Raw genomic sequence first — 19,081 nt, 5'->3', positions numbered from 1 at the left:
CCGCTCAATCCCGCCTGGCGGCCACCTCGTTGCGGTGCGCCGCCAGGCGATCCGACAGCGCCCTGTCGATGATGGCCTGCGCGTCGTCGCCCAGCACCAGCCGCAGCGGTGGCGTGTCGGACTGGACCGCATCGCGCATCCTGCGCACGAGGTCGATCGGGTCGTTGCCCGGAACCGCCCCCGGATCGGAGAGCCGGCCCAGAAGCTGGGCAACGGGCGCGCCCTCGTAGCCTGCCGGAAGCGTGCCCATGGCACGCGCCGCGGCATCGCGGAAGCCGGTCCGGGTGCCGCCAGGCTCGACGATGGTCACGCCGATACCGAAGGGAGAGACCTCGGCGGACAGGGACTCGAAGAACCCTTCGAGACCCCATTTGCTCGCGTGATAGAGCGAGGCACCGGGGTGTACCGCCTGCCCGCCATAGCTCGACATGGCGATGATGTGCCCATGCCCTTGCGTTCTGAGATAGGGCAAGACGGTCCGGGTGATCTCGATCGGCCCGATCAGGTTCGTCTGGATCTGGTGGCGAATCTGCTCTGATGTCAGGCTCTCCACGACACCGAACAGACCATAACCGGCATTGTTGACGATGAAGTCGATCGTCCCTGCCCAAGCGAAGGCTTCGGGAACGACCCGCCGGATCGCGTCGGCATCGGTGACATCCAGAATGCCGACGCCCAGGCGAGGGCCGTATGCCTGTCGAAGATCATCGACGCTGGCAGGATCACGCACGGTGGCAAAGACACGTCCGCCCGCCTCAAGCACCTGTCGCGCAAGCTCGCGACCGAAGCCGCTGTTTGCGCCGGTGATGAACCATGTCGAGCCGGTCACGCGATCACTCCACCGCCGTCCACGCGGACGACCGAGCCCGTGGCGAAGCCTGTGGTCATCAGGTAGATCGCCGCGTTCGCGATGTCTTCCGGCACCCCTACCCGACCCGCGGGCAGGCTCGCGCCCACCTTGGCGAACATCGCCTTGCGGGCCTCGTCGTCCATCCTGGACCAAAGGGGCGTATCAATGAGGCCAGGTGAGATCGCGTTCACCCGTACAGGGGCCAGTTCCAAGGCAAGGCCGCGCGCCAGCGCCTCAAGTGCGGCGTTGATCGCACCTTGAAGCACCGAACTTGCCGAAGGACGCTCGGCAAGGAAGCCCGAGACGAACGTGAGGCTTCCGCCATCCGCGATCTTTGCAACGCGGGCCACCGCATAGGCGCCCCAGAACTTGCTGTCCATCGCAGCCCGCGCGTCTGCTACGCCCAGCTTGCGCACCGGCCCCGTGGGCGTCTGCGCGGCGGAGACAAGGATGTGGTCGAATGCCTCCTCGGTCTCGAAGAACGCGGCAAGGCCGTCCGAATCCGACGTGTCCAGCTGCACGGCCCGGACATTGCCAAGCGCGCCGGATGCCTGGGCCAGCCGTTCTTCTGTCCGCCCGGCAATGGTGACATCCGCGCCTTCGGCCAGAGCCGCGGCGGCCACGGCCATCCCTATGCCCGAACTGCCCCCGATCACCAGAATGCGCTTGCTATTCAACTTTGTCATGATCGCCTCCTCAGGCCAGATGTTCCAGGCGCCGCAGGTCGGGCGATGTCATCAGAAGTTCGTCGAACCGTGCGGCAAGCTCGGTAAAGGCGGCGGCCTTGCCATGGGCCTCGAGTGCCGCCGCATCGGCCCAGATCTCCAGCATCACGAAGCGTGCGGGATCGTCGCGGTCACGGTGCAGGTCGTAGCGCAGGCAGCCCGGCTCCGCGCGCACCGGCGCGAGGATCCCGGTGAGCGCGGCCTGCAGGGCCGCCTCCTGTCCGGGTCTGGCCACCAGCGTTGCGACGAGGTGAATGATTTCGGACATCAGAACCCCTCCAGCACGATTTTGCCGCGGGCGGTGTTCGTTTCGATCAGGGCGTGGGCCTTCTTCAGGTTTTCGGCGTTGATCGGGGACAGCGTTTCGGTGAGCGTCGTGCGGATGCTTCCCGCGTCGATCAGGGCCGCCACCTCGTTCAGCAGCTTGCCCTGTTCGGCAATGTCGGGCGTGCCGAAGATCGACCGCGTGAACATCAGCTCCCAGTGGATCGAGGCCGCCTTGCGTTTGAAGCCCAGGACGTCCAGCGCCTCGGGGTCGTCGATCAGTCCGAAGCGGCCCTGCGGCGCGATCAGGGCCTGAATACCCTTCACATGCCGGTCACTCTGATTGGTCGAGAACACGAAGCCCGGCGCGCCGATGCCGAGCGCTTCGACCTGCGCCGCAAGATCGCCATGGTGATCAATGACATGATGCGCGCCAAGCTCGCGCACCCAGTCCTGCGTTTCAGGGCGCGACGCGGTGGCGATCACGGTCAGATCGGTCAGTGCACGGACAAGCTGGATCGCGATCGATCCGACCCCGCCGGCACCACCGATGATCAGGACGGCGTTGGCCGCCCCCGGAACCGGGCGGCGAATGTCGAGCCGGTCGAACAGCATTTCCCAGGCCGTGATGGCCGTCAGCGGCAGCGCGGCGGCCTCGGCATTCGACAAGGTCTTGGGCTTGTGGCCAGTGATGCGGGCATCGACCAGATGAAACTGGCTGTTGGCGCCGGGCCGGGCGATGGATCCGGCGTAGAACACTTCGTCGCCGACGGCGAAGCCCTGTGCATCCGGGCCAACCTCGGCCACTCGGCCCACGGCATCCCAGCCGAGGATCTTCCATTCGCCCTCGGGCGGCGTCGCGCCGTTGCGGACCTTGGTGTCCACGGGGTTCACCGACACTGCGGCGACCTCGACCAGAAGATCATGGCCGGTGGCCTCGGGGCGCGGCAGCTCGATGTCGGTCAGGGCCTCAATACGGTCGATGGTGCCGGGGGTCTGGTAGCCGATGGCTTTCATGGGATCACTCCATTGTTCAATTGCATGGAAGCAAAATTGATCCTACATTCACCCTATCGCAATACGCACAAAGACAGCACATAGTATCAAAAAGGATACTGCAATGGCCAAAGCCCGTCACTCACGCTTCGACTGCACCCCCGGCTGCTCGGTCGAGGCCGCCATCGGCCTAATCGACGGCAAATGGAAATCGATCATCCTGTGGCACTTGCTGTCGGGAACGCTTCGCTTCAACGAGCTTCGCCGTCACGTGGAGAACTGCACGCCGCGCATGCTGACCAACCAGCTCCGCGAGATGGAGGAGGACGGGCTGATCACGCGCAAGGTCTATGCCCAGGTACCGCCGAAGGTGGAGTATTCGCTGTCAGATCTGGGCCGGACGATGGAGCCGATCCTGCGCGCCCTGAAGGAATGGGGGGATGCCAATATCGGTCTTTACGGCAAGCCCGCTGGCCACGATCCACGCGACGCGGCCTGAGGGTCAGCGCCCGTCCAGATGCCCCGTTGGCAGGGCAGTGGTATATTTGACCTGATCCAGCGCGAAGCTGGAACGGATGTTGGCGACCCCAGGGATCTGGGTCAGGACATTCATGACAAGCTCCTGATAGCGCGGCAGGTCTTCCACCACGACGCGCAGCATGAAGTCCTCCGTTCCGGTCATCAGGTAACACTCCATAACCTCCGGCCGATGCCGGATGGCATCGGTGAACATCTTGAGTGACGCCTTGTCCTGCTTCTCAAGCGTCACATGAACGAAGACATTGACCAGAAGACCCAGCTTCACCGGATCGACAAGGACCACCGATTTCCGGATGACGCCGCGCTCGCGCATATCAGCGACGCGGCGCCAGCAGGGGCTGGCAGACAGGTTCACACGTTCGGCGAGGGCCGCATTGCTGAGTTCCGCATCCTGCTGCAATGCGTCGAGGATGCGCAGACTGGCCGTGTCGAGGCTGGGGTCATGATCGGTCATAGTTTTCTCATAAGTGAATTATTTGGGATAATTTAACCCATAGAGAAGCGATATGAAAAACAGAAAGGCCAGAAAATCCGCCTGATCCGCGCAAGATTGGTTCTACCGATCACTGCCGGAGAGCGATCATGTCATGCACCGCCACAAACGCGCCTTTCCCGTTTCGCCACACCACGACGAGCTGGGTCTGGCTCTCCGTGATGGTGTTGCTCTGGGGCTTCAGCTGGCCCGCGACGCAGGTTGCGCTGACTGCGATATCACCGCTCTGGCTTGCGACCTTCCGTTTCGGATCGGCCGCAATTTGTCTGTTTGCGTTTCTTGCCGTCCGCGGTGAGATATCGCTGCCCAAACGCGGTGACCTGCCGATTGTCCTCAGCATCGGCCTGCTGCAGATGATGACATTCACCGGCCTTGGCATGATCGCGATGACGCGTACCGACACCAGCCACTCGGTGCTTCTTGCCTATACCACTCCGCTATGGACCGTCGCTCTGGCCTGGATCGCTCTGCGCACACGACCAAGCCGTGCCCAGGCCCTTGCCCTGGCAACAGGATTAGCTGGCGTTGCCGTGATCTGCTCTCCACTTGAAACCGACTGGGCCGCTCCGGGGGCCTTCATGGGCGCAGGCTTTCTGGTGATGGCAGCGATCGCCTGGTCCGTTGTCATCCTGCATGTGCGGCGTCATGCTTGGGTGTCTTCGCCTCTTTCTCTCGCCCCATGGCAAATGCTGCTGGCCACGCTACCGCTCGCGGGGCTCGCTCTGGCATTTGAAGGCACTCCGCACGCAATCGACTGGACCCCCAAACTCATGGAGTTGCTGGTGTTTATCGGGCCCATAGCAACCTCAGCCTGCTTCGTCATCTCGGCAGAGCATGGGCGGCGCATCTCAACCTACGCGATGTCGAACTTCACTTTGGGCGTGCCATTGGTCGGCATCGCGGGATCGGTCCTGTTTTTGGGCAACATCCTGTCCGGCATATTCCTGACAGGCTTGGGATTGGTGTTTGGCGGGATGATCCTGGCGGCACGGTCGTCAAAGAGCAGGTGAATTGCCGCGAGGCAGATCCACTCGGTGCATATGGCCCCAGACCCCATGAACACGAGGTGGACTGACGAGGTCAGCCCACCTGATCCGGCCTTGCGCCAATCGGACTGCACGGCCCGGGGCCTGCCGGTCAGGTCCGCAGTTTGCCACGCAGCGCGGCGTCCAGCTCGCTGACCCGCGGATTGCCAAGCGTCAGACGAGACAGTTCTTCCAGCGCCGCGGGCGCAATTCGCGACATGGCATCCTTGCGCACTACCAGCGTCGCCTTGTCGGCGCCGCCCAGCAGACCGCGGGGTTCGGCCAGTTCGCGGATCCGATAGCGCGCGTGGAGATATTGCGGATGCCACAGCGGCACTACGATCCAGGCGCCCCGGTCATGGGCGTCTTCGAAGCGGTCGAAGCACTGCGCCTCGGTGCCGGTCTCGAAATGATAGCCAGCAGATCCCAGATCGTAGGCCGCGATGATCGCCTTGGAAAAGCGGCTGATGCCCGCACCGGGATTGATGCCCTGGATCAGACGCTCCATCCGGCGCAGCACCGGCGACCGCAGCAGATCCTGCACTGAGGCGACCTCATCCTCGGGCACGTAATCGGGCACACCCCAGATGCAGTAGGGTTCGTAAAGTACCGTCACTTTCATCACCTGATCCTCGATCGGACCCAGATAGGTATCGTGGCTGGACGGGAGCCAGGCCGAAACCAGCATATCGACATCCCCGCGCCCCAGACGACGGAACATCTCTTCATGCGGGGCAGCGTCGCGCTCGATCTCGTGGCCATGGGCGGCAAGGACGCGCTCGACCTCATGGGCGCTGGCATCATGGAACGACAGGTCGATGTGACCGACACGGATCGGGTCTTTGGACATGGGGAGGGTCCTCACAGAATGGGCGGAAGAGCGCGTGGAGGCAGGCAAACGGCCGGGGAGGTCCCCGACCGTCGGTGTCACTTCAGCAGGACCGGCTCGGCGCCGACGCGCAGGCGCAAGACCTCATAGGGTTGCTGGCGCAGGTCCTTGCCCTCGTTGAAGCCGGCCTGACGGTACAGCTGGTTGGCTGTGAAATACAGCCAGCCGTCCGAAATCGACAGCGTGTCGGGCCACAGGATCCGGTCGTCTTGGGCGAGGGTGGTCCAGCGGCCACTGGCCGGGTCGAAGCGGTTGATCTCGTTCTTCTCGAAATCGCCGGCATAGATATAGCCGCGGGTATCCTCGCTCAACCCGTCCGACGGCCCCTTGAGGCCCAGATCGGTTACATGCGCCTCAAGCTCGGCCTCGCTGACGCTGTGGTCGCGCAGCAGCCGGGTAGGGACCGAGTAGAAGTGGCGGCTGGTCAGCGCACAATAGTACAGCGTCTCGCCATCGGGCGAGATGGCGATGCCGTCCGAGGCGACGTTCCAGGCCGAGGGTTCGGTCCCTGGGGCAGGGCGGTTCATCAGCGTCCGGCCCTCGATCGTGGCGCGAAAATCGGGGTCGGGGCTGGTCGAGACATGGCCCGACAGACGGCGGGTGGCTTTGCCGCTGGCCAGATCGACGACGATGATACCGCCGGGGCCGCTGATCGAGCTGTCGGTGATATAGGCGACGCCGGCCTTGCCCTGACGCAGGTCGAACCGAACATCGTTGAGGTAGGTGGTTTTCAACAGTGCCGGCGCCGTGACCGGGATGGTGCGCACGATCTTGCCGCTGGCCAAGTCGATCGCCACCAGCTTGGCGGCGCCGGGGATCGGGGCGCCAAAGCCCGGAGCGCCGGTGTCCAGCACCCACAACCGCCCGGCGCCGTCGACCACGACGCTCTGCACGCTCGAGAAGGTGGCGCCGGGATGGGCTGGGTCGAACCGGTTGGTGGCGGCATCCGGATAAGGCACAAACTTGCCGTCTTTTAGCTCGGCGACCGCCCAGGCGGGGCGGTCGCCCCATTGCGGATAGTTGACAAAGATGCGGCCGCCGGTGGCGACGGTAATGCCGGTCGGCATCGGCCCGTTCATCCGGGCGACGACCTCGACGCCGCGGGCGTCGGCTGCCTGAGGCAGGGCCGGGGCGAATGCGCTCAGGGCCAACAGTGCGACGGCGCACAGGTGGGGATGTTTCATGATCTGTATCCTCGGGGTAGTCGCCAGCTACATCCCACCGCTGGCCGCGTTCCCCGAAACGGGATCTGGCCGCAGCAGTCAGCATCCGGCGATGAAAACGCTGATGAGCCCCATTTCGCTCTACAGGCCAATCTGCGCAATACGCACAAAGAATGCATATAGTATCCAATATGATACTAAGGCATCTTCATGGCCTCACCTGCGCCTCGCTCTTTCCAGCGCCGAAGAAATGAACAACTAACCGCAGCGTCAAATAACACAACAAGGGACTTTCACTCCCTCATACGTACCTCACCTGAGAAGCGCCTAAGATTGCCCAACATGTATCAATAGGGTACACCCAAAATATACATCTTAATGTTACACGGAAAGGCGTCACAAATGGGTGGTTCGAACACATTTGATACACTATAATTGTGACACACACCCTAATGTGACACAATACTATGCCCCGCATCGGATATGCACGCGTTAGTACCGCGAGCCAGGACCTTGAGATCCAAAAGGCCAAGCTGAAAGAAGCCGGGTGCGAAATCATTCGTGCTGAGACCGCGTCCGGGGCATCAAGGGCAGGGCGGACAGAACTGGAGACCATCCTCGAATTTCTGCGCACGGGGGACGAACTGGTAGTCCACCGGCTTGACCGCCTTGGTCGATCAACCCGTGACGTGCTGAACCTGGTACACGAGCTCGAGAGCAAAGGCGCATCGTTGCGGATCCTCGACCCCGAGGTCACCACCGCGGGACCGGCGGGGCGCATGGTCATCACCGTTCTCGGTATGGTCGCCGACATGGAGCTACAGTTCATCCGCGACCGCCAGCGCGCAGGCATCGAAGCCGCAAAGGGAAAGGGGGTATACAAGGGGCGCCGGAAGCAGGTGGATAATGCGGAGATCCAGAGACTAGCTGCGTCCGGAATGCCGAAAGCTACGATCGCTCGCGAACTGGGTGTATCACGGATGACGGTTTACCGGGCGCTGGAGGCGCCAAAAAACGACATCCAAGTCTCTCGCACAGGAAAATAAGCGCCCACTCACAGCTGAGGCCTCGCGAGCCGTCCAAAAGGCGAGACAACTTTCAACGTTGCCGAACGAATTTATGAAAGAAGGACTCCTGTCTCCCGCTACAAACGGCGGTTTGGCGACCGGAGTTGATGATCGCCACCCGGAGGGGCAACCCAGTTAGGGAGGCGAAGACGCTAGGGGCGGCTTCGGCGGCCACGTCAGCGGAGCCGCTTCTTCATACGCTCGATCTGATCGGGCGAGCCCTCGAAGGTATAGCCTTCACGGGTCTTCTTCATCCGCACCCCTGGACCAGCAGCTTTTTTCAAGCTGTCCTCGACGTGCTTCTCCATGCTGCGAGTCAGCTCACGCCGAAGCTGTGCCCCGGAAGTGATTTTGCGGCCATTGAACCGCATTTCGATGCGAGCCATCGCGTAGTTCCTTTTCTGTCAGCCCTTCGGAGGGAAGGGATCGTTGCCGTAGGTGTTGCGCTCGCGGATGCGACCGTTCTCGCCGTGGATCAGCATCTCGCTGCCCTGGCGCATGGCTGATTCACGCGCGGCCGCGATGGCCGCGCGCTGAGTGCCATGAACCGAAGAAGCTCGGGAATTGCCCGCACCCCTTACAGCCCAACCGCCCTGATGCGGCACAACATGTTGATTCTTCTTAGACATTATACGTTCCTTATGTCGATTTCGGTTGACGATTCTGCCAACCTTGTGTTTATATATAAGTGAAAAAATGGCGCTTATCAACCAAAACAAAAGTGCCAGGAGAGAACCATGTTCGGACAAAGGCTCAAGCTTGCCCGCAAGCGGGCAGGTCTATCCATGCAAGCACTGGCTGATCGCGTAACCCCAAGCGTGTCGGCGCAGGCCATCAGCAAATACGAAGCGGACAAGATGATGCCCTCCTCATCAGTTCTGGTCGGTCTCGGAAAGGCTCTCGGCGTGTCGCTGGACTTCCTACTTGGCAGCCAGGTCGAAGCCTTGGAAAGCGTCGAGTGGCGTAAGAACTCGACCGCTTCGGCACAGGATCGCGCGATGGCGGAGTCCATCGTGATAGAAAAACTCGAAGACTATCTCGCCATTGAGGGCATACTCGAAATGCAGTTGGCTGAGGACCCGTTCGCAGATCTGCGGGTGGATCACGTCGACAGCGAGGAGGCCATTGACGCGAAGGCAAGGGAGGTGCGCCGGGCATGGAAACTCGGGATTGACCCTATTCCCAGCATGACCACCCTATTGGAGGACAAGGGGCTCAAGGTAATCGAGGCCGATCTTCCTGAACGGATCAACGGTCTGGCCTGCCATGTCGAGCGGTCCGAAGGCGCACCGACTGAAGTTATCGTTGTCTCACGTCACACTAACGTTGAGCGCAAACGCTTCAATCTCGCCCATGAGCTGGCACACCGGATCATCCTGGAGACCGGAAACCCGGCTCTAAAGAAGGAGGCTTCAATGCATCGCTTCGCGGGAGCCTTCCTCATTCCGCGCGAACATCTGGAAGAAGAGGCAGGCCAGAACCGCCAAGGCATGACCTGGATAGAGATCATGCGCCTCAAACGCACCTACGGCGTTTCGGCGGCAGCTATGCTCGTACGGCTCGGGCAAGTAGGCATCCTCTCCAAGAGCGCGGTCGAATATGCCTTCAAGACCTACGCGCGGAGCTGGCGCCGCGAAGAGCCGCAGCCGATCGGACCAGGCGAAGGTTTTGCAGCCTTTGAGAAACCACAGCGTTTCGAGCGCCTCGTCTGGCGTGCACTTGGCGAAGAAATGATCTCGCCAGTGCGGGCTTCGCAAATGCTTGGGCTTCCCCTGAGTGTTGTTGAGCGAGACATCAGGGGGCCGCGTGACCAGTGACCTGTGTCGTTGTCAATGATGCCTCATGCCTGATCGATCTGAAGAAGGGTCAGCTGTTGCACGTGTTGCTGCGGCTGCCTTATCGCTTCATCGTGCCCCTGCCGATCCGCGAGGAGGAACTACTCGATTTCACAGCTCAGGAGTGGCGGATGCTCGAAGATGGTGGCCTCGCTACCTATGATCTACCGGGGGAAGAGGTCGCGCAGGTCTTCACCCTGAAACGGGAGCATAGTCGCCTGTCAGCCAACGATTGCTTCGCCCTTGTTACAACAACTTGCCAAGAGAACGGCATCCTCCTGACCGGCGACAATCTTCTGCGCAAGGTCGCCACCGCACGCGATGTACGCGTCCATGGCGTACTTTGGATTATCGACGAGCTGCATGCTGCAGAAGTATGCGATGTTGAGCTTCTCACCGCCGCGCTGCAAATATGGCGAGCGGATGATGCGGTTTTCCTGCCCGCTGCCGAGATTGACAAGCGACTGCGCCGTCTGGCCGACTAGATACGCTCCCGCTCCACAAAAATCCAAGCCTCAACGGTCATTCACCTGATCGAAGTGTTTCTGGAGTAGGCCGTTTGGTCGTGCCTGGCCGATAGTCCAAGAAGAGTTCACCAGTGTCCTTCATTTCGACCGTCGGGGGCTGAAATTCATTAGCGCCCTGATCGGCTCGGCCAGGTTCCGTCGTTTCCAGCACATGCTGGTAGTCGTAAGCAGCAGCTCGCGCATCATCCCTGATCCGACCCGAGGTTTCGTTCAGGCAGTTCAGGTAGTCCTCGACCTCGCGAAAGTAGCGTCGAAATTCGGACCGAACCTCTGCACCGGAAAACCCAGCATCGAGAAGGTGTGCAGCCTCTGGCCTGATGGGCTCGACACAAAACTCTTGGGCTGCCGCAGGCGCTGCAAGCCCCCCCACGATGGCAGCGGCTAAGGTGAATGGCTTCACTGGCGCCTCCTGCTCCGCTCGTTCAAGCCGATCAGGCTTCCCATGATGTTGGATGTCACTGAGAACTGACCCAGCAGCGATAGGAAATGTCACTGAGAATTGACCCATGTGGAACCCTCCCCCTGACGAGATTTGTCGGGGGTCATTGGAGTGATCGACATGGATTTTTTGAGCGTCATTCGACGGTGGGCACTGCGGGACAAGATGCCCATCCGCGAGATTTCGCGGCGGACTGGACTGTCCCGAAATACGATCAGGCGTTACCTGCGTGCCGGGATCGTCGAGCCCAAGTTCAAGGCACCATCGAGGCCGAGCAAGCTCGACCCGTACGCGGAGAAGCTGTCGGGCTGGTTGCTGGCCGAACAGCGCAAATCGCGCAAAGAGCGGCGGACGGCGAAACAGATGCACGCGGATCTGGTTCAGCTGGGGTTCGATGGGTCCTACGAGCGGGTCTCAGCCTTTGTCCGAGCCTGGAAATCGGACCGGCAGCGCGCGCAGAACACGACGGATCGCGGGACATTCGTGCCTCTGGTGTTCAAGCCGGGCGAGGCCTTCCAATTCGATTGGAGCGAAGACTACGCGATCGTCGGGGGTGAACGGACCAAGCTGCAGGTCGCACACATCAAGCTGTCGCACAGCCGCGTGTTCCTGGTCAGGGCATATTTGCTGCAGACACACGAGATGCTGTTCGACGCGCATTGGCATGCGTTCAGAATCTTCGAAGGCGTGCCGGGCCGCGGGATCTACGACAATATGCGCACGGCGGTGGACCGCGTGGGCGTCGGCAAAAAGCGCGATGTAAATGCGCGCTTCATGGCGATAACCAGCCACTACGTGTTCGAACCCGACTTTTGCAATCCGGCGGCGGGATGGGAAAAGGGCCAGGTCGAGAAGAACGTCCGCGATGCGCGCAGCAGGATGTGGCAGGTGATGCCCACCTTCCCTGATCTCGATGCGCTGAACTGCTGGCTGGAAGAACGGTGCAAGGCGCTGTGGGCCGAAACCGCACATGGCGGTTTGCCCGGCAGCATCGCAGACGTCTGGCAAGCGGAGAAGCCCTCGCTGATGCCGTTGCCCACCGCGTTCGACGGTTATGTCGAGCAAAGCAAGCGGGTGTCCCCAACCTGCCTCGTCACGTTTGATCGCAATCGCTACTCCGTGCCTGCCAGCTTTGCGAACCGGCCAGTCAGCCTGCACATCTACCCCGAAAGGCTGGTTGTCGTTGCTGAAGGGCATGTCGTCTGCGAGCACCAGCGCATCATTGAAAGGTCGCATCGGCAACCGGGCCGCGTCATCTATGACTGGCGGCATTACCTGGCCGTGATCCAGCGCAAGCCCGGTGCGCTGCGTAACGGCGCCCCGTTTGTTGAGATGCCGAGGGGCTTTCGTGAGCTGCAGGATCAGATGCTGCGCAGACCCGGCGGTGATCGGGAGATGGTCGACGTCCTGTCGTTGGTATTGCATCACGACGAACAGGCGGTCCTGTGCGCGGTGGACATGGCGTTGAAGGCCGGCGTGCCGACAAAGACCCACGTGCTGAACCTATTGCACAGGCTGGTGAACGGCACTTCAGTCGAGTTGCCAGACGTAACGCCGCCTCCGGCCTTGACGCTGAGCAAGGAGCCCGAGGCCAATGTTGCACGCTACGATGGGCTGCGCACATCCGGAGGCAAACGCCATGCGTCATGATCCCGCCGGAGCTGCCATCGTCATCATGCTCCGCAGTCTGAAGATGCCAGGCATGGCCCAAGCCGTGCATGACCTCATGGAACAGGGCGCGCCTGCGTTCGATGCGGCGATCCCGATCCTGTCCCAGCTGCTGAAGGCTGAAATGGCCGAACGTGAAGTGCGGTCCATCTTTTATCACATGAAGGCAGCGCGCTTCCCGGCCCACAAGGACCTGTCAGGCTTCGACTTCGCGGCCAGCGAGGTCAACGAGGCCCTCGTTCGGCAGCTTCATCGATGCGAGTTCCTCGATGCTGCCGAAAACGTGGTCCTGATTGGCGGGCCCGGCACCGGGAAAAGCCATGTGGCGACCGCCCTCGGAGTCCAGGCGATTGAGCATCACCGCAAACGCGTGCGCTTCTTCTCCACAGTCGAGCTGGTGAACGCGCTGGAACAGGAAAAGGCGCTGGGAAGGGCCGGGAAAATCGCCGAGGCGTTGGTGAAAACCGAATTGGTGATCCTCGACGAGCTCGGATACCTGCCGTTCAGCGCCTCGGGCGGCGCCTTGCTGTTCCACCTCCTCAGCAAACTTTACGAACGCACCAGCGTCGTGATCACCACGAACCTAAGCTTCAGCGAATGGGCCAGCGTCTTCGGTGACGCCAAGATGACCACGGCGCTCCTCGATCGCCTCACACACCGCTGCCACATCCTGGAAACCGGAAACGACAGTTATCGCTTCAAGGCCAGCTCCGAGACCGCGAAAAAAAAGAGGAAGGAGACGCCAATGTTGACCCCATCATGAACCGACCGACATACTGACAGGCGGGTCAAATCTCGATGACAATGCTGGGTCAGTTCTCAGTGACATCCAACAGGCCGACTTCACGCTTCCCGCGCACAACAGCGCGTCCCCCTTCGCCGACATGCGCGGCCACCATGTCGCGGTGCGCACGCCGGACCTGCAGACCGCGCTGGATTTCTATGTCGGCACGCTCGATTTCCGCGTCGTCGCCACGTGGGACTATGCCGACGAGCAGCTCGCCTACGTGGCGCCCGCGACCGACGATCATTTCTTCATCGAGATTCTCGGCGGCGGCGCGCCGGCCCCGGCCGATGTCCGGCCCTATACGGACCTCGGCGCCAGCCTGAAATATGCCGGCTACCACCACTTCTGCCTGACCGTGGACAGTGTCGACGCGACCGTCGGGAAGCTGCGGGCGCGCGGCGTGTCCATTGTGACCGAGCCGTTCGTGCTCGAAGTGATCAGCCGCAGGCTCGCCTTCTTCTGCGACCCGTTCGGCAACCTGATCGAGCTGGCGGAGGTGCTCGACTGACCCCTCCACCAGGTTCCCCGGCCGTCCCTCGCGAAAGGGGCGGCCGATGGCGCCCTTCCCGGAAGGACCGTTCCATGTCGAAATCCATCATGATCATCGGCGCCGGCCCCGGCATCGGGCAGGCGGTCGCCCGCCGCTTCGGCCGCGAAGGCTGGAGCGTCGTGCTGACCGGCCGCACCGCCGCCCTGGCCGCTGACCTCGAAGCGGGCGGCATCACCGCGCATGTCGTTCCCGCCGATGCCACCGACCCCGCCGCCCTGCGCGCCGCCGTCGCCCGGGCCGAGGCGCTGACCGGCGGGCTCACCGCGATCCATTTCAATGCGGGCGTGGTGCGCAACCAGGATCTGTTCTCGATGACCGATGACGAGATCGTCGGCGACCTTGCGATCGACGTGGCCGCCGGGTTCAACACCATCCGGGCGGTGACCGGGCTGTTCGGGTCCCGCGGCGGCACCATCCTCGTCACCGGCGGCGGCCTCGGCAGGCATCCCAGCACCGACTGGGCCGTTCTCGGGGCGGGCAAGGCCGCGCTGCGCAACCTGGTGCAGGGCCTCGCCGGGCCGCTCGCCGCACAGGACATCCGCATCCGGATCGCGACGCCGGTTGCGCCGAACTCCGCCGAAGCCAGTGGCGCTGCGGACGTCTTCTGGATGCTGGCCGCCGATCCTCACGCCCCCTGGGAGACGGTCTTTCGGGCCGCCTGACCCGCCATCCTCAATCCAACAAGGAGAGATCCCATGAAAACCTGGTTCATCACCGGCGCCTCGCGCGGCTTTGGCGCGCTGGTCGCCGACCGGGCCCTGGCGCGAGGCGACGCGGTCGTTGCCACCGCCCGCAATCCCGAGGCGATCATCGCGCGCCTCGGACACCACCCGAACCTGCTCGCCCTCGCCCTCGATGTGACCAGCGAGGCCCAGGCCCGTGCCGCCATCGACGCCGCCGTCGCCCGTTTCGGCAGCATCGACGTTCTGCTCAACAACGCCGGCTTCGGGCTGATGGGCGCGGTCGAGGGGGCAACCCCGACCGAGGTCGAGGCGATCTTCCGCACCAACGTGGTCGGGCTGCTCAACGTCACCCGCGCGGTGCTGCCGCATATGCGCAAGCGCCGCTCCGGCCGCATCCTGAACATCTCCTCCATCGGCGGGTCCCGGGGCGCGGCAGGCTTCGGCGTCTACTGCTCGGCCAAATTCGCGGTCGAGGGGCTCTCCGAGGCGTTGCATGGCGAACTCGCACCGCTCGGCATCCAGGTGACGGTGGTCGAGCCCGGCTACTTCCGCACCGATTTCCTCGACGCGACCTCGCTGAGCGTGAGCCCGGTGATCATCGAGGATTATGCGGCGACGGCCGGTCATGTCCGGAACGTGGCGACCGGCCTCAACCACAACCAGCCGGGCGACCCCGCGAAGCTGGCGAAGGTGCTGGTCGATCTCGCCGACGCCCCCAACCCGCCGGTACGGCTGCCGCTCGGCAGCGACACTGTCGCCGCGATCGCCGCGAAGCATGCTTCGGACGCAGCGATTCTCGCCGACTGGCACGAGGTGTCGGTCTCGACCGATTTCGGCTGATCCCGTTGCCCCTGATCGCCTGAACACGTGATCGGGCAGGCAAATGCACACTGGAGAGACCCCGCCGGAGACCCGGCGCGGGGTGTCTCGCGTCCGCCCCTTCGCAGGATCACCCGGGCCCGCCACTCCCCGAACATGCCGTTGATCTGATCGGCAGGTCCCGGAAGGCGAGCCGTGCAGGCCCTCGGACACGCGCGGTCGCCGCAGTGCGCGCCGGCAAGGCCGGTATTCATCGGGGATCGGGCTTGCACGCAAGGCGGCCGAAGGTGGCTACGGCTCCGATGCGGAAACCCGTCGGGGCGGCTTCGCGCGCCCGGTCCGCAGGCGTCAGACCTGCAGCGAAGCGCGGGCGATTTTCTCCATGGCATCCGTCGTGAGGTAGCTCATGATCCAGTCTCGGATCCGCTCCCGCAGGTGGCGGTCTTCGGGCAGCCGGGCGGGGGGCGTCTCGCTTAGGGCCAGCGGGGCATCCTTCAGGAAGGTGTCGTTGATCCAGTCCACGTCCCGCCGGACGCCGCGACAGAGCGCGCCGACCAGCAGGGGGTCCTCCAGCTTCAGCCGCGGCAGGTCGGCAAGCGCTTCGGACCGGCGCAGGCGGTTCAGCACCCTCAGGCGTTCGGCGCCAAGCGGCCCGCGATCCCATGTCTCGTTCACCGTGAGCAGCCAGGCGACCGCCGCGCCGCAGATTGCCTCGTTGGCCGACCTCAGCGGGACGGTGAGATCATGGCCGAACCCGGAGACCACGTTGAGAAAATCGGTGACCACGTCGCCGCCGACCAGGTGCGACCTCGTGAAGTTGCGCACGACGAGAGCTTCCGTCCCGACACAGGCGCCGTATTTCATGACCTGTCGCGGAAGAAGATAGGTGAAGGTACGGGGGGTTCTGATGGCCTTCAGGCGCCACCCTCCCTGGATGTTCTGCTGCAGCCCCGAGAGGTAGAGCGAGACCGGATCCCGCGCATAGGCGACGACCTTGATGTCGGAGAACATGCCGCGGAGGCGCCCGATCATCTCCGCCACCCGTTCGCCGGGAAGCGAGGCGAACTGCTCGCTGGAAAGGATGCACACGCGGGCGGGGCTGGATGCGACGCTGGTCTCCAGGTCGGCCCAGGCATCCGTGGTCCACTTCATCACCTCTGCATGGGTCCGGAAGTGCCTGCGATCGCCGGGCATGTCGCGCAACTGAGCGTCGGCATAGTAGGTCGACAGGGAAAGTGCCGGCAACGGCGGTGCCGCGAAATAGAGCGCGCCCTGGTCCAGAAGGGTCTCCCGCGCCGCAGTAAGGCACGCCTGTATCGATGAGCTCCCGGTCTTGTGTGGCCCGATGTGCAGGATGAGTTTCATGAGGTGCGCCCGATGAAGGATATTCGGAAAGGCTAGAGCAGGGGCGCTCAGGTCTCCAACAGGAAAATGCCCTGAATGTGCCGAGGGGGAGAGGGCCTTCCGCGCACGGCGGTGGGGCAGGGCTTCATCGGCAGGAGTGATATCGGGCAGGGGAGTGCTGTGCGGTGTTGTCCTGTTGACCCTGCTGCCTTCAGGGGGCGGAGCCGGGGCCCCGTCGCCCGAAAGCGCTCTCGCAGTCAGGTTCCGGCCGGAGCGGCGGTGACGGGGGAAGGGGGATCGGCGGGAAGCCTGCAAGCGGCGCCCCGGGGCGTGTTCGGCTTGCGTGAGCGGCGCCGGCGGCTGGTGCCGGGCGTCGGGGCTCTTGCCCGATGGGCTGGCCGTGAGGCGCGCTGTCCGGCGGGGGCCGGCCCTGCGCGGCTGTCAGCGGCTGCGGGTGGCCGCCGCGCAGCAGAAAGGGCGGCCCCTGGGGACCGCCCTTCCGGACCGGCTCGGCATGATCTGCCTGTGCGGCTGCGTCCTTACTCGGCTGCGGCCTCGGCAGGGGCCTTGTAGTTGGTCTTCTCGACGATGCGGGCCGACTTGCCGCGACGCGAGCGCAGGTAGTAGAGCTTCGCGCGACGCACGCGGCCGCGGCGCACCACGGTGATGGAGTCGATGTTCGGCGAGTGGAGCGGGAAAACACGCTCGACACCTTCGCCGAAGGAGATCTTGCGGACGGTGAAGGCCGCGCCGATGCCCGAGCCGCCCTTGCGCGCGATGCAGACACCTTCGTAGTTCTGCACGCGGGAGCGGGTGCCCTCGACGACCTTGTAGCCGACGCGGATGGTATCGCCTGCGGAGAAGTCCGGGATGTCTTTCCCGAGCGCGGCGATCTGTTCTTTCTCGATCGTCTGAAGAAGGTTCATGACCCTCATCCTTTCTGGTGCCCGCTGTGTGCAGCGGAGTTGGTTGCCGCGTCCGAGAGCTCTGCTTCTCCTGCCGGGCTGCCAGAGCTGGACTGTGCCAGATGGGCCCGCCAGAGGTCGGGACGTCGTTCCTGTGTCAGGCGTTCGGACTGCGCTTTGCGCCATTCGGCGATCTTCGCGTGATGTCCGGAAAGGAGAACCTCCGGTATCGCGCGGCCTTCCCAGTCCTGCGGCCTCGTGTAGTGCGGGTGTTCCAAGAGCCCGGAGGAAAAGGATTCCTCCACCACCGACTCGGCATTCCCAAGGACGCGGGGTATAAGCCGAACCGTGGCATCTATCAAGACCTGAGCGGCCAGTTCGCCGCCGGTCAGCACGAAATCGCCCAGCGACACCTCTTCCACCTGCCGGGCCTCGAGCAGGCGCTCGTCCACGCCCTCGAACCGGCCGCACAGCAGGGTGACGCCCTCGGCCCGCGACAGGCGCCGGGCCATCGCCTGGTCGAAGGGCTTCCCGCGTGGCGAGAGGTAGATGAGCGGCCAGCGCGCCCGGTCCACCGCCGGCTGGGCGAAGTCGATGGCGCGGGAGACGACGTCGGGCCGCATCACCATGCCGGGGCCGCCGCCGGCGGGCGTGTCGTCCACCGTGCGGTGCCGGTCCCGGGCGAACATGCGGATGTCGATCGGTTCCAGCGCCCAGAGCCCGTGGTCCAGCGCACGGCCGGTGAGCGACTGGCCGAGGATGCCGGGGAACATGCCGGGGTAGAGCGTGAGCACCTTGGCACGCCACACGCCCTTCACCTCCGGCGTCGGGCCCATCAGCTCGCGCGGGGCGGCGGAGGGTCGGATCGCGAGGCGCCCGTGGCTGCGGCCCGGGGTCTCCGGCGCGCCGGTGTCATCGTCGCTGCCGGGAGTGTCGGTCATTCGGTGTCGTCCTCCTCGCCGCCACGCCCCTCGCCCAGCACCTCGACGGGCGGGTCGACGATGATGCGGCGGGCCGCGAGGTCGACGGTGGGCACGGCCTCGAGGGTGAAGGGGATGAGCAGCGGGGTCTTCAGTCCGGGCCCGGTGATCTCCAGGAAATCTCCGGCGCCGTGGTCATGGATGGCGTGCAGCCGGCCGAGCCGGGCGCCGCCGGTGTCCAGCACGTCGAGGCCGATCAGGTCGGCATGGTAGAATTCGTCGTCCGGCAGGGCCGGAAGCCGGTCCCGCGGCGCGAAGAGCCGGACGCCGCGCAGGGCCTCCGCCTGCTCGCGGGTCTTCACACCGCCCAGCCAGCAGGCGAGCCCGCCCTTCACGGCGCGGGTGATCTTCAGGGTGTAGCTGTGGGCCCCGTCCTCGGTGGAGAGGGGGGCGTAGCCGGCGATGTCCTCGGGCTCGGAGCAGAAGCTCTTCACCCGCACCTCGCCGCGCACGCCGAAGGCGCCGGCAATGGCGCCGACGCAGATCATGCTGTCACGATCGGGTCCCGACATGAGACCGCACTCCCCTCAAG

The 19,081-nt window shown here is 63.9% G+C and carries 24 protein-coding genes; 10 read left to right on the top strand and 14 right to left on the bottom strand.

The features are described from left to right. Positions 1-4: 4 nt before the first annotated feature. Genes FDP22_RS03845 through FDP22_RS03830 form a run of 4 tightly spaced genes read right to left on the bottom strand, consistent with a single transcriptional unit; the run spans position 5 to position 2,856 of the window. On the bottom strand, positions 5-829 hold the full coding sequence (locus FDP22_RS03845; RefSeq protein ID WP_138579426.1) for an SDR family oxidoreductase: 825 nt from the start codon (positions 827-829) through the stop codon (positions 5-7). After that, positions 826-1,536, bottom strand: coding sequence for an SDR family oxidoreductase (locus FDP22_RS03840; RefSeq protein WP_138579428.1), 711 nt, complete (start codon positions 1,534-1,536; stop codon positions 826-828). Before FDP22_RS03840 ends, FDP22_RS03845 begins: the two co-directional genes overlap by 4 nt. 10 nt (positions 1,537-1,546) lie before the next feature. After that, positions 1,547-1,843 carry a putative quinol monooxygenase gene (locus tag FDP22_RS03835; protein ID WP_138579430.1) on the bottom strand — a complete coding sequence of 99 codons (297 nt, stop codon included), beginning with the start codon at positions 1,841-1,843 and terminating at the stop codon, positions 1,547-1,549. Beyond that, positions 1,843-2,856, bottom strand: coding sequence for a zinc-binding alcohol dehydrogenase family protein (locus FDP22_RS03830; RefSeq protein ID WP_138579432.1), 1,014 nt, complete (start codon positions 2,854-2,856; stop codon positions 1,843-1,845). Before FDP22_RS03830 ends, FDP22_RS03835 begins: the two co-directional genes overlap by 1 nt. A gap of 103 nt (positions 2,857-2,959) precedes the next feature. Here FDP22_RS03830 and FDP22_RS03825 point away from each other — a divergent pair, with 103 nt between their 5' ends. Beyond that, positions 2,960-3,334, top strand: coding sequence for a winged helix-turn-helix transcriptional regulator (locus FDP22_RS03825; RefSeq protein ID WP_138579434.1), 375 nt, complete (start codon positions 2,960-2,962; stop codon positions 3,332-3,334). Between the two features lie 3 nt (positions 3,335-3,337). Here the strand turns inward: FDP22_RS03825 and FDP22_RS03820 are convergent, their stop codons facing one another. Next, positions 3,338-3,829: an Lrp/AsnC family transcriptional regulator gene (locus FDP22_RS03820; RefSeq protein ID WP_138579436.1), complete on the bottom strand. Its 492-nt coding sequence runs from the start codon at positions 3,827-3,829 to the stop codon at positions 3,338-3,340. A 128-nt stretch (positions 3,830-3,957) separates the two neighbouring features. On the opposite strand from FDP22_RS03820, the gene FDP22_RS03815 reads away from it, so the two are divergent. Beyond that, entirely contained in the window at positions 3,958-4,878 is a 921-nt protein-coding gene (locus tag FDP22_RS03815) for a DMT family transporter (RefSeq protein WP_138579438.1), read from the top strand. 127 nt (positions 4,879-5,005) lie between these two features. Here FDP22_RS03815 and FDP22_RS03810 read toward each other — a convergent pair whose 3' ends face one another. Together FDP22_RS03810 and FDP22_RS03805 are read right to left on the bottom strand one after the other, a co-directional pair. Further along, on the bottom strand, positions 5,006-5,743 hold the full coding sequence (locus FDP22_RS03810; RefSeq protein ID WP_138579440.1) for a glycine betaine ABC transporter substrate-binding protein: 738 nt from the start codon (positions 5,741-5,743) through the stop codon (positions 5,006-5,008). A gap of 77 nt (positions 5,744-5,820) precedes the next feature. Further along, a complete protein-coding gene (locus tag FDP22_RS03805; RefSeq protein ID WP_138579442.1) occupies positions 5,821-6,966 on the bottom strand; it encodes an L-dopachrome tautomerase-related protein in 1,146 nt (381 codons plus the stop codon). Between the two features lie 446 nt (positions 6,967-7,412). On the opposite strand from FDP22_RS03805, the gene FDP22_RS03800 reads away from it, so the two are divergent. Further along, on the top strand, positions 7,413-7,991 hold the full coding sequence (locus FDP22_RS03800; protein ID WP_138579444.1) for a recombinase family protein: 579 nt from the start codon (positions 7,413-7,415) through the stop codon (positions 7,989-7,991). Positions 7,992-8,188: 197 nt separating this feature from the next. On the opposite strand, the gene FDP22_RS03795 is transcribed toward FDP22_RS03800, so the two are convergent. Further along, complete coding sequence (locus FDP22_RS03795) at positions 8,189-8,398, bottom strand: hypothetical protein (RefSeq protein WP_138579446.1); 210 nt, start codon at positions 8,396-8,398, stop codon at positions 8,189-8,191. Between the two features lie 18 nt (positions 8,399-8,416). After that, positions 8,417-8,641, bottom strand: a complete 225-nt coding sequence (locus FDP22_RS03790) for a DUF2188 domain-containing protein (RefSeq protein WP_138579448.1) — start codon at positions 8,639-8,641, stop codon at positions 8,417-8,419. Between the two features lie 108 nt (positions 8,642-8,749). Between FDP22_RS03790 and FDP22_RS03785 the strand changes: the two genes are divergently transcribed. Together FDP22_RS03785 and FDP22_RS03780 are read left to right on the top strand one after the other, a co-directional pair. Further along, positions 8,750-9,829, top strand: coding sequence for a helix-turn-helix domain-containing protein (locus FDP22_RS03785; protein WP_138579450.1), 1,080 nt, complete (start codon positions 8,750-8,752; stop codon positions 9,827-9,829). Further along, positions 9,826-10,332 (top strand): PIN domain-containing protein, encoded by a 507-nt coding sequence (locus tag FDP22_RS03780; RefSeq protein WP_138579452.1) that lies wholly within the window; start codon positions 9,826-9,828, stop codon positions 10,330-10,332. The genes FDP22_RS03785 and FDP22_RS03780 overlap by 4 nt, the downstream gene beginning before the upstream one ends. Before the next feature lie 37 nt (positions 10,333-10,369). On the opposite strand, the gene FDP22_RS03775 is transcribed toward FDP22_RS03780, so the two are convergent. After that, positions 10,370-10,774, bottom strand: a complete 405-nt coding sequence (locus FDP22_RS03775; RefSeq protein ID WP_138579454.1) for a hypothetical protein — start codon at positions 10,772-10,774, stop codon at positions 10,370-10,372. A gap of 159 nt (positions 10,775-10,933) precedes the next feature. Here FDP22_RS03775 and istA point away from each other — a divergent pair, with 159 nt between their 5' ends. The 5 genes from istA (at position 10,934) to FDP22_RS03750 (ending at position 15,341) form a co-directional block, all read left to right on the top strand. Continuing rightward, entirely contained in the window at positions 10,934-12,463 is a 1,530-nt protein-coding gene (istA, locus tag FDP22_RS03770; protein ID WP_143972275.1) for an IS21 family transposase, read from the top strand. Continuing rightward, the gene (gene istB / locus FDP22_RS03765; RefSeq protein WP_143972228.1) at positions 12,453-13,244 is read left to right on the top strand and encodes an IS21-like element helper ATPase IstB; all 792 of its coding nucleotides are present in this window, start codon (positions 12,453-12,455) and stop codon (positions 13,242-13,244) included. The genes istA and istB overlap by 11 nt, the downstream gene beginning before the upstream one ends. Before the next feature lie 121 nt (positions 13,245-13,365). After that, positions 13,366-13,776, top strand: coding sequence for a VOC family protein (locus tag FDP22_RS03760; RefSeq protein WP_138577658.1), 411 nt, complete (start codon positions 13,366-13,368; stop codon positions 13,774-13,776). 74 nt (positions 13,777-13,850) lie between these two features. Beyond that, on the top strand, positions 13,851-14,480 hold the full coding sequence (locus FDP22_RS03755; protein ID WP_138577374.1) for an SDR family oxidoreductase: 630 nt from the start codon (positions 13,851-13,853) through the stop codon (positions 14,478-14,480). A 33-nt stretch (positions 14,481-14,513) separates the two neighbouring features. Continuing rightward, positions 14,514-15,341, top strand: coding sequence for an SDR family NAD(P)-dependent oxidoreductase (locus FDP22_RS03750; protein ID WP_138577376.1), 828 nt, complete (start codon positions 14,514-14,516; stop codon positions 15,339-15,341). A gap of 327 nt (positions 15,342-15,668) precedes the next feature. Here FDP22_RS03750 and FDP22_RS03745 read toward each other — a convergent pair whose 3' ends face one another. From FDP22_RS03745 to rimM, 4 genes are all read right to left on the bottom strand, one after another. Continuing rightward, entirely contained in the window at positions 15,669-16,685 is a 1,017-nt protein-coding gene (locus FDP22_RS03745) for a hypothetical protein (protein ID WP_138577378.1), read from the bottom strand. A 518-nt stretch (positions 16,686-17,203) separates the two neighbouring features. Then, a complete protein-coding gene (gene rplS / locus FDP22_RS03740) occupies positions 17,204-17,590 on the bottom strand; it encodes a 50S ribosomal protein L19 (RefSeq protein ID WP_138577380.1) in 387 nt (128 codons plus the stop codon). Between the two features lie 5 nt (positions 17,591-17,595). Beyond that, on the bottom strand, positions 17,596-18,510 hold the full coding sequence (gene trmD, locus FDP22_RS03735; RefSeq protein WP_138577382.1) for a tRNA (guanosine(37)-N1)-methyltransferase TrmD: 915 nt from the start codon (positions 18,508-18,510) through the stop codon (positions 17,596-17,598). Further along, a complete protein-coding gene (gene rimM / locus FDP22_RS03730; protein ID WP_138577384.1) occupies positions 18,507-19,061 on the bottom strand; it encodes a ribosome maturation factor RimM in 555 nt (184 codons plus the stop codon). The genes trmD and rimM overlap by 4 nt, the downstream gene beginning before the upstream one ends. Positions 19,062-19,081 lie beyond the last annotated feature (20 nt).

The organism is Paroceanicella profunda (assembly GCF_005887635.2).
In the GTDB taxonomy this organism is placed as follows: domain Bacteria; phylum Pseudomonadota; class Alphaproteobacteria; order Rhodobacterales; family Rhodobacteraceae; genus Paroceanicella; species Paroceanicella profunda.
Note: the sequence above shows the minus strand (reverse complement) of the source record. Positions and strands in the feature narration are given on the sequence as shown.

Coding starts and splice junctions, on each gene's coding strand:
- FDP22_RS03840 (WP_138579428.1), bottom strand. CDS start 1,536: ATGACAAAGTTGAATAGCAAGCGCATTCTGGTGATCGGGGGCAGTTCG.
- FDP22_RS03835 (WP_138579430.1), bottom strand. CDS start 1,843: ATGTCCGAAATCATTCACCTCGTCGCAACGCTGGTGGCCAGACCCGGA.
- FDP22_RS03830 (WP_138579432.1), bottom strand. CDS start 2,856: ATGAAAGCCATCGGCTACCAGACCCCCGGCACCATCGACCGTATTGAG.
- FDP22_RS03825 (WP_138579434.1), top strand. CDS start 2,960: ATGGCCAAAGCCCGTCACTCACGCTTCGACTGCACCCCCGGCTGCTCG.
- FDP22_RS03820 (WP_138579436.1), bottom strand. CDS start 3,829: ATGACCGATCATGACCCCAGCCTCGACACGGCCAGTCTGCGCATCCTC.
- FDP22_RS03815 (WP_138579438.1), top strand. CDS start 3,958: ATGTCATGCACCGCCACAAACGCGCCTTTCCCGTTTCGCCACACCACG.
- FDP22_RS03810 (WP_138579440.1), bottom strand. CDS start 5,743: ATGTCCAAAGACCCGATCCGTGTCGGTCACATCGACCTGTCGTTCCAT.
- FDP22_RS03805 (WP_138579442.1), bottom strand. CDS start 6,966: ATGAAACATCCCCACCTGTGCGCCGTCGCACTGTTGGCCCTGAGCGCA.
- FDP22_RS03800 (WP_138579444.1), top strand. CDS start 7,413: ATGCCCCGCATCGGATATGCACGCGTTAGTACCGCGAGCCAGGACCTT.
- FDP22_RS03795 (WP_138579446.1), bottom strand. CDS start 8,398: ATGGCTCGCATCGAAATGCGGTTCAATGGCCGCAAAATCACTTCCGGG.
- FDP22_RS03790 (WP_138579448.1), bottom strand. CDS start 8,641: ATGTCTAAGAAGAATCAACATGTTGTGCCGCATCAGGGCGGTTGGGCT.
- FDP22_RS03785 (WP_138579450.1), top strand. CDS start 8,750: ATGTTCGGACAAAGGCTCAAGCTTGCCCGCAAGCGGGCAGGTCTATCC.
- istA (WP_143972275.1), top strand. CDS start 10,934: ATGGATTTTTTGAGCGTCATTCGACGGTGGGCACTGCGGGACAAGATG.
- istB (WP_143972228.1), top strand. CDS start 12,453: ATGCGTCATGATCCCGCCGGAGCTGCCATCGTCATCATGCTCCGCAGT.
- FDP22_RS03760 (WP_138577658.1), top strand. CDS start 13,366: ATGCGCGGCCACCATGTCGCGGTGCGCACGCCGGACCTGCAGACCGCG.
- FDP22_RS03755 (WP_138577374.1), top strand. CDS start 13,851: ATGTCGAAATCCATCATGATCATCGGCGCCGGCCCCGGCATCGGGCAG.
- FDP22_RS03750 (WP_138577376.1), top strand. CDS start 14,514: ATGAAAACCTGGTTCATCACCGGCGCCTCGCGCGGCTTTGGCGCGCTG.
- FDP22_RS03745 (WP_138577378.1), bottom strand. CDS start 16,685: ATGAAACTCATCCTGCACATCGGGCCACACAAGACCGGGAGCTCATCG.
- rplS (WP_138577380.1), bottom strand. CDS start 17,590: ATGAACCTTCTTCAGACGATCGAGAAAGAACAGATCGCCGCGCTCGGG.
- trmD (WP_138577382.1), bottom strand. CDS start 18,510: ATGACCGACACTCCCGGCAGCGACGATGACACCGGCGCGCCGGAGACC.
- rimM (WP_138577384.1), bottom strand. CDS start 19,061: ATGTCGGGACCCGATCGTGACAGCATGATCTGCGTCGGCGCCATTGCC.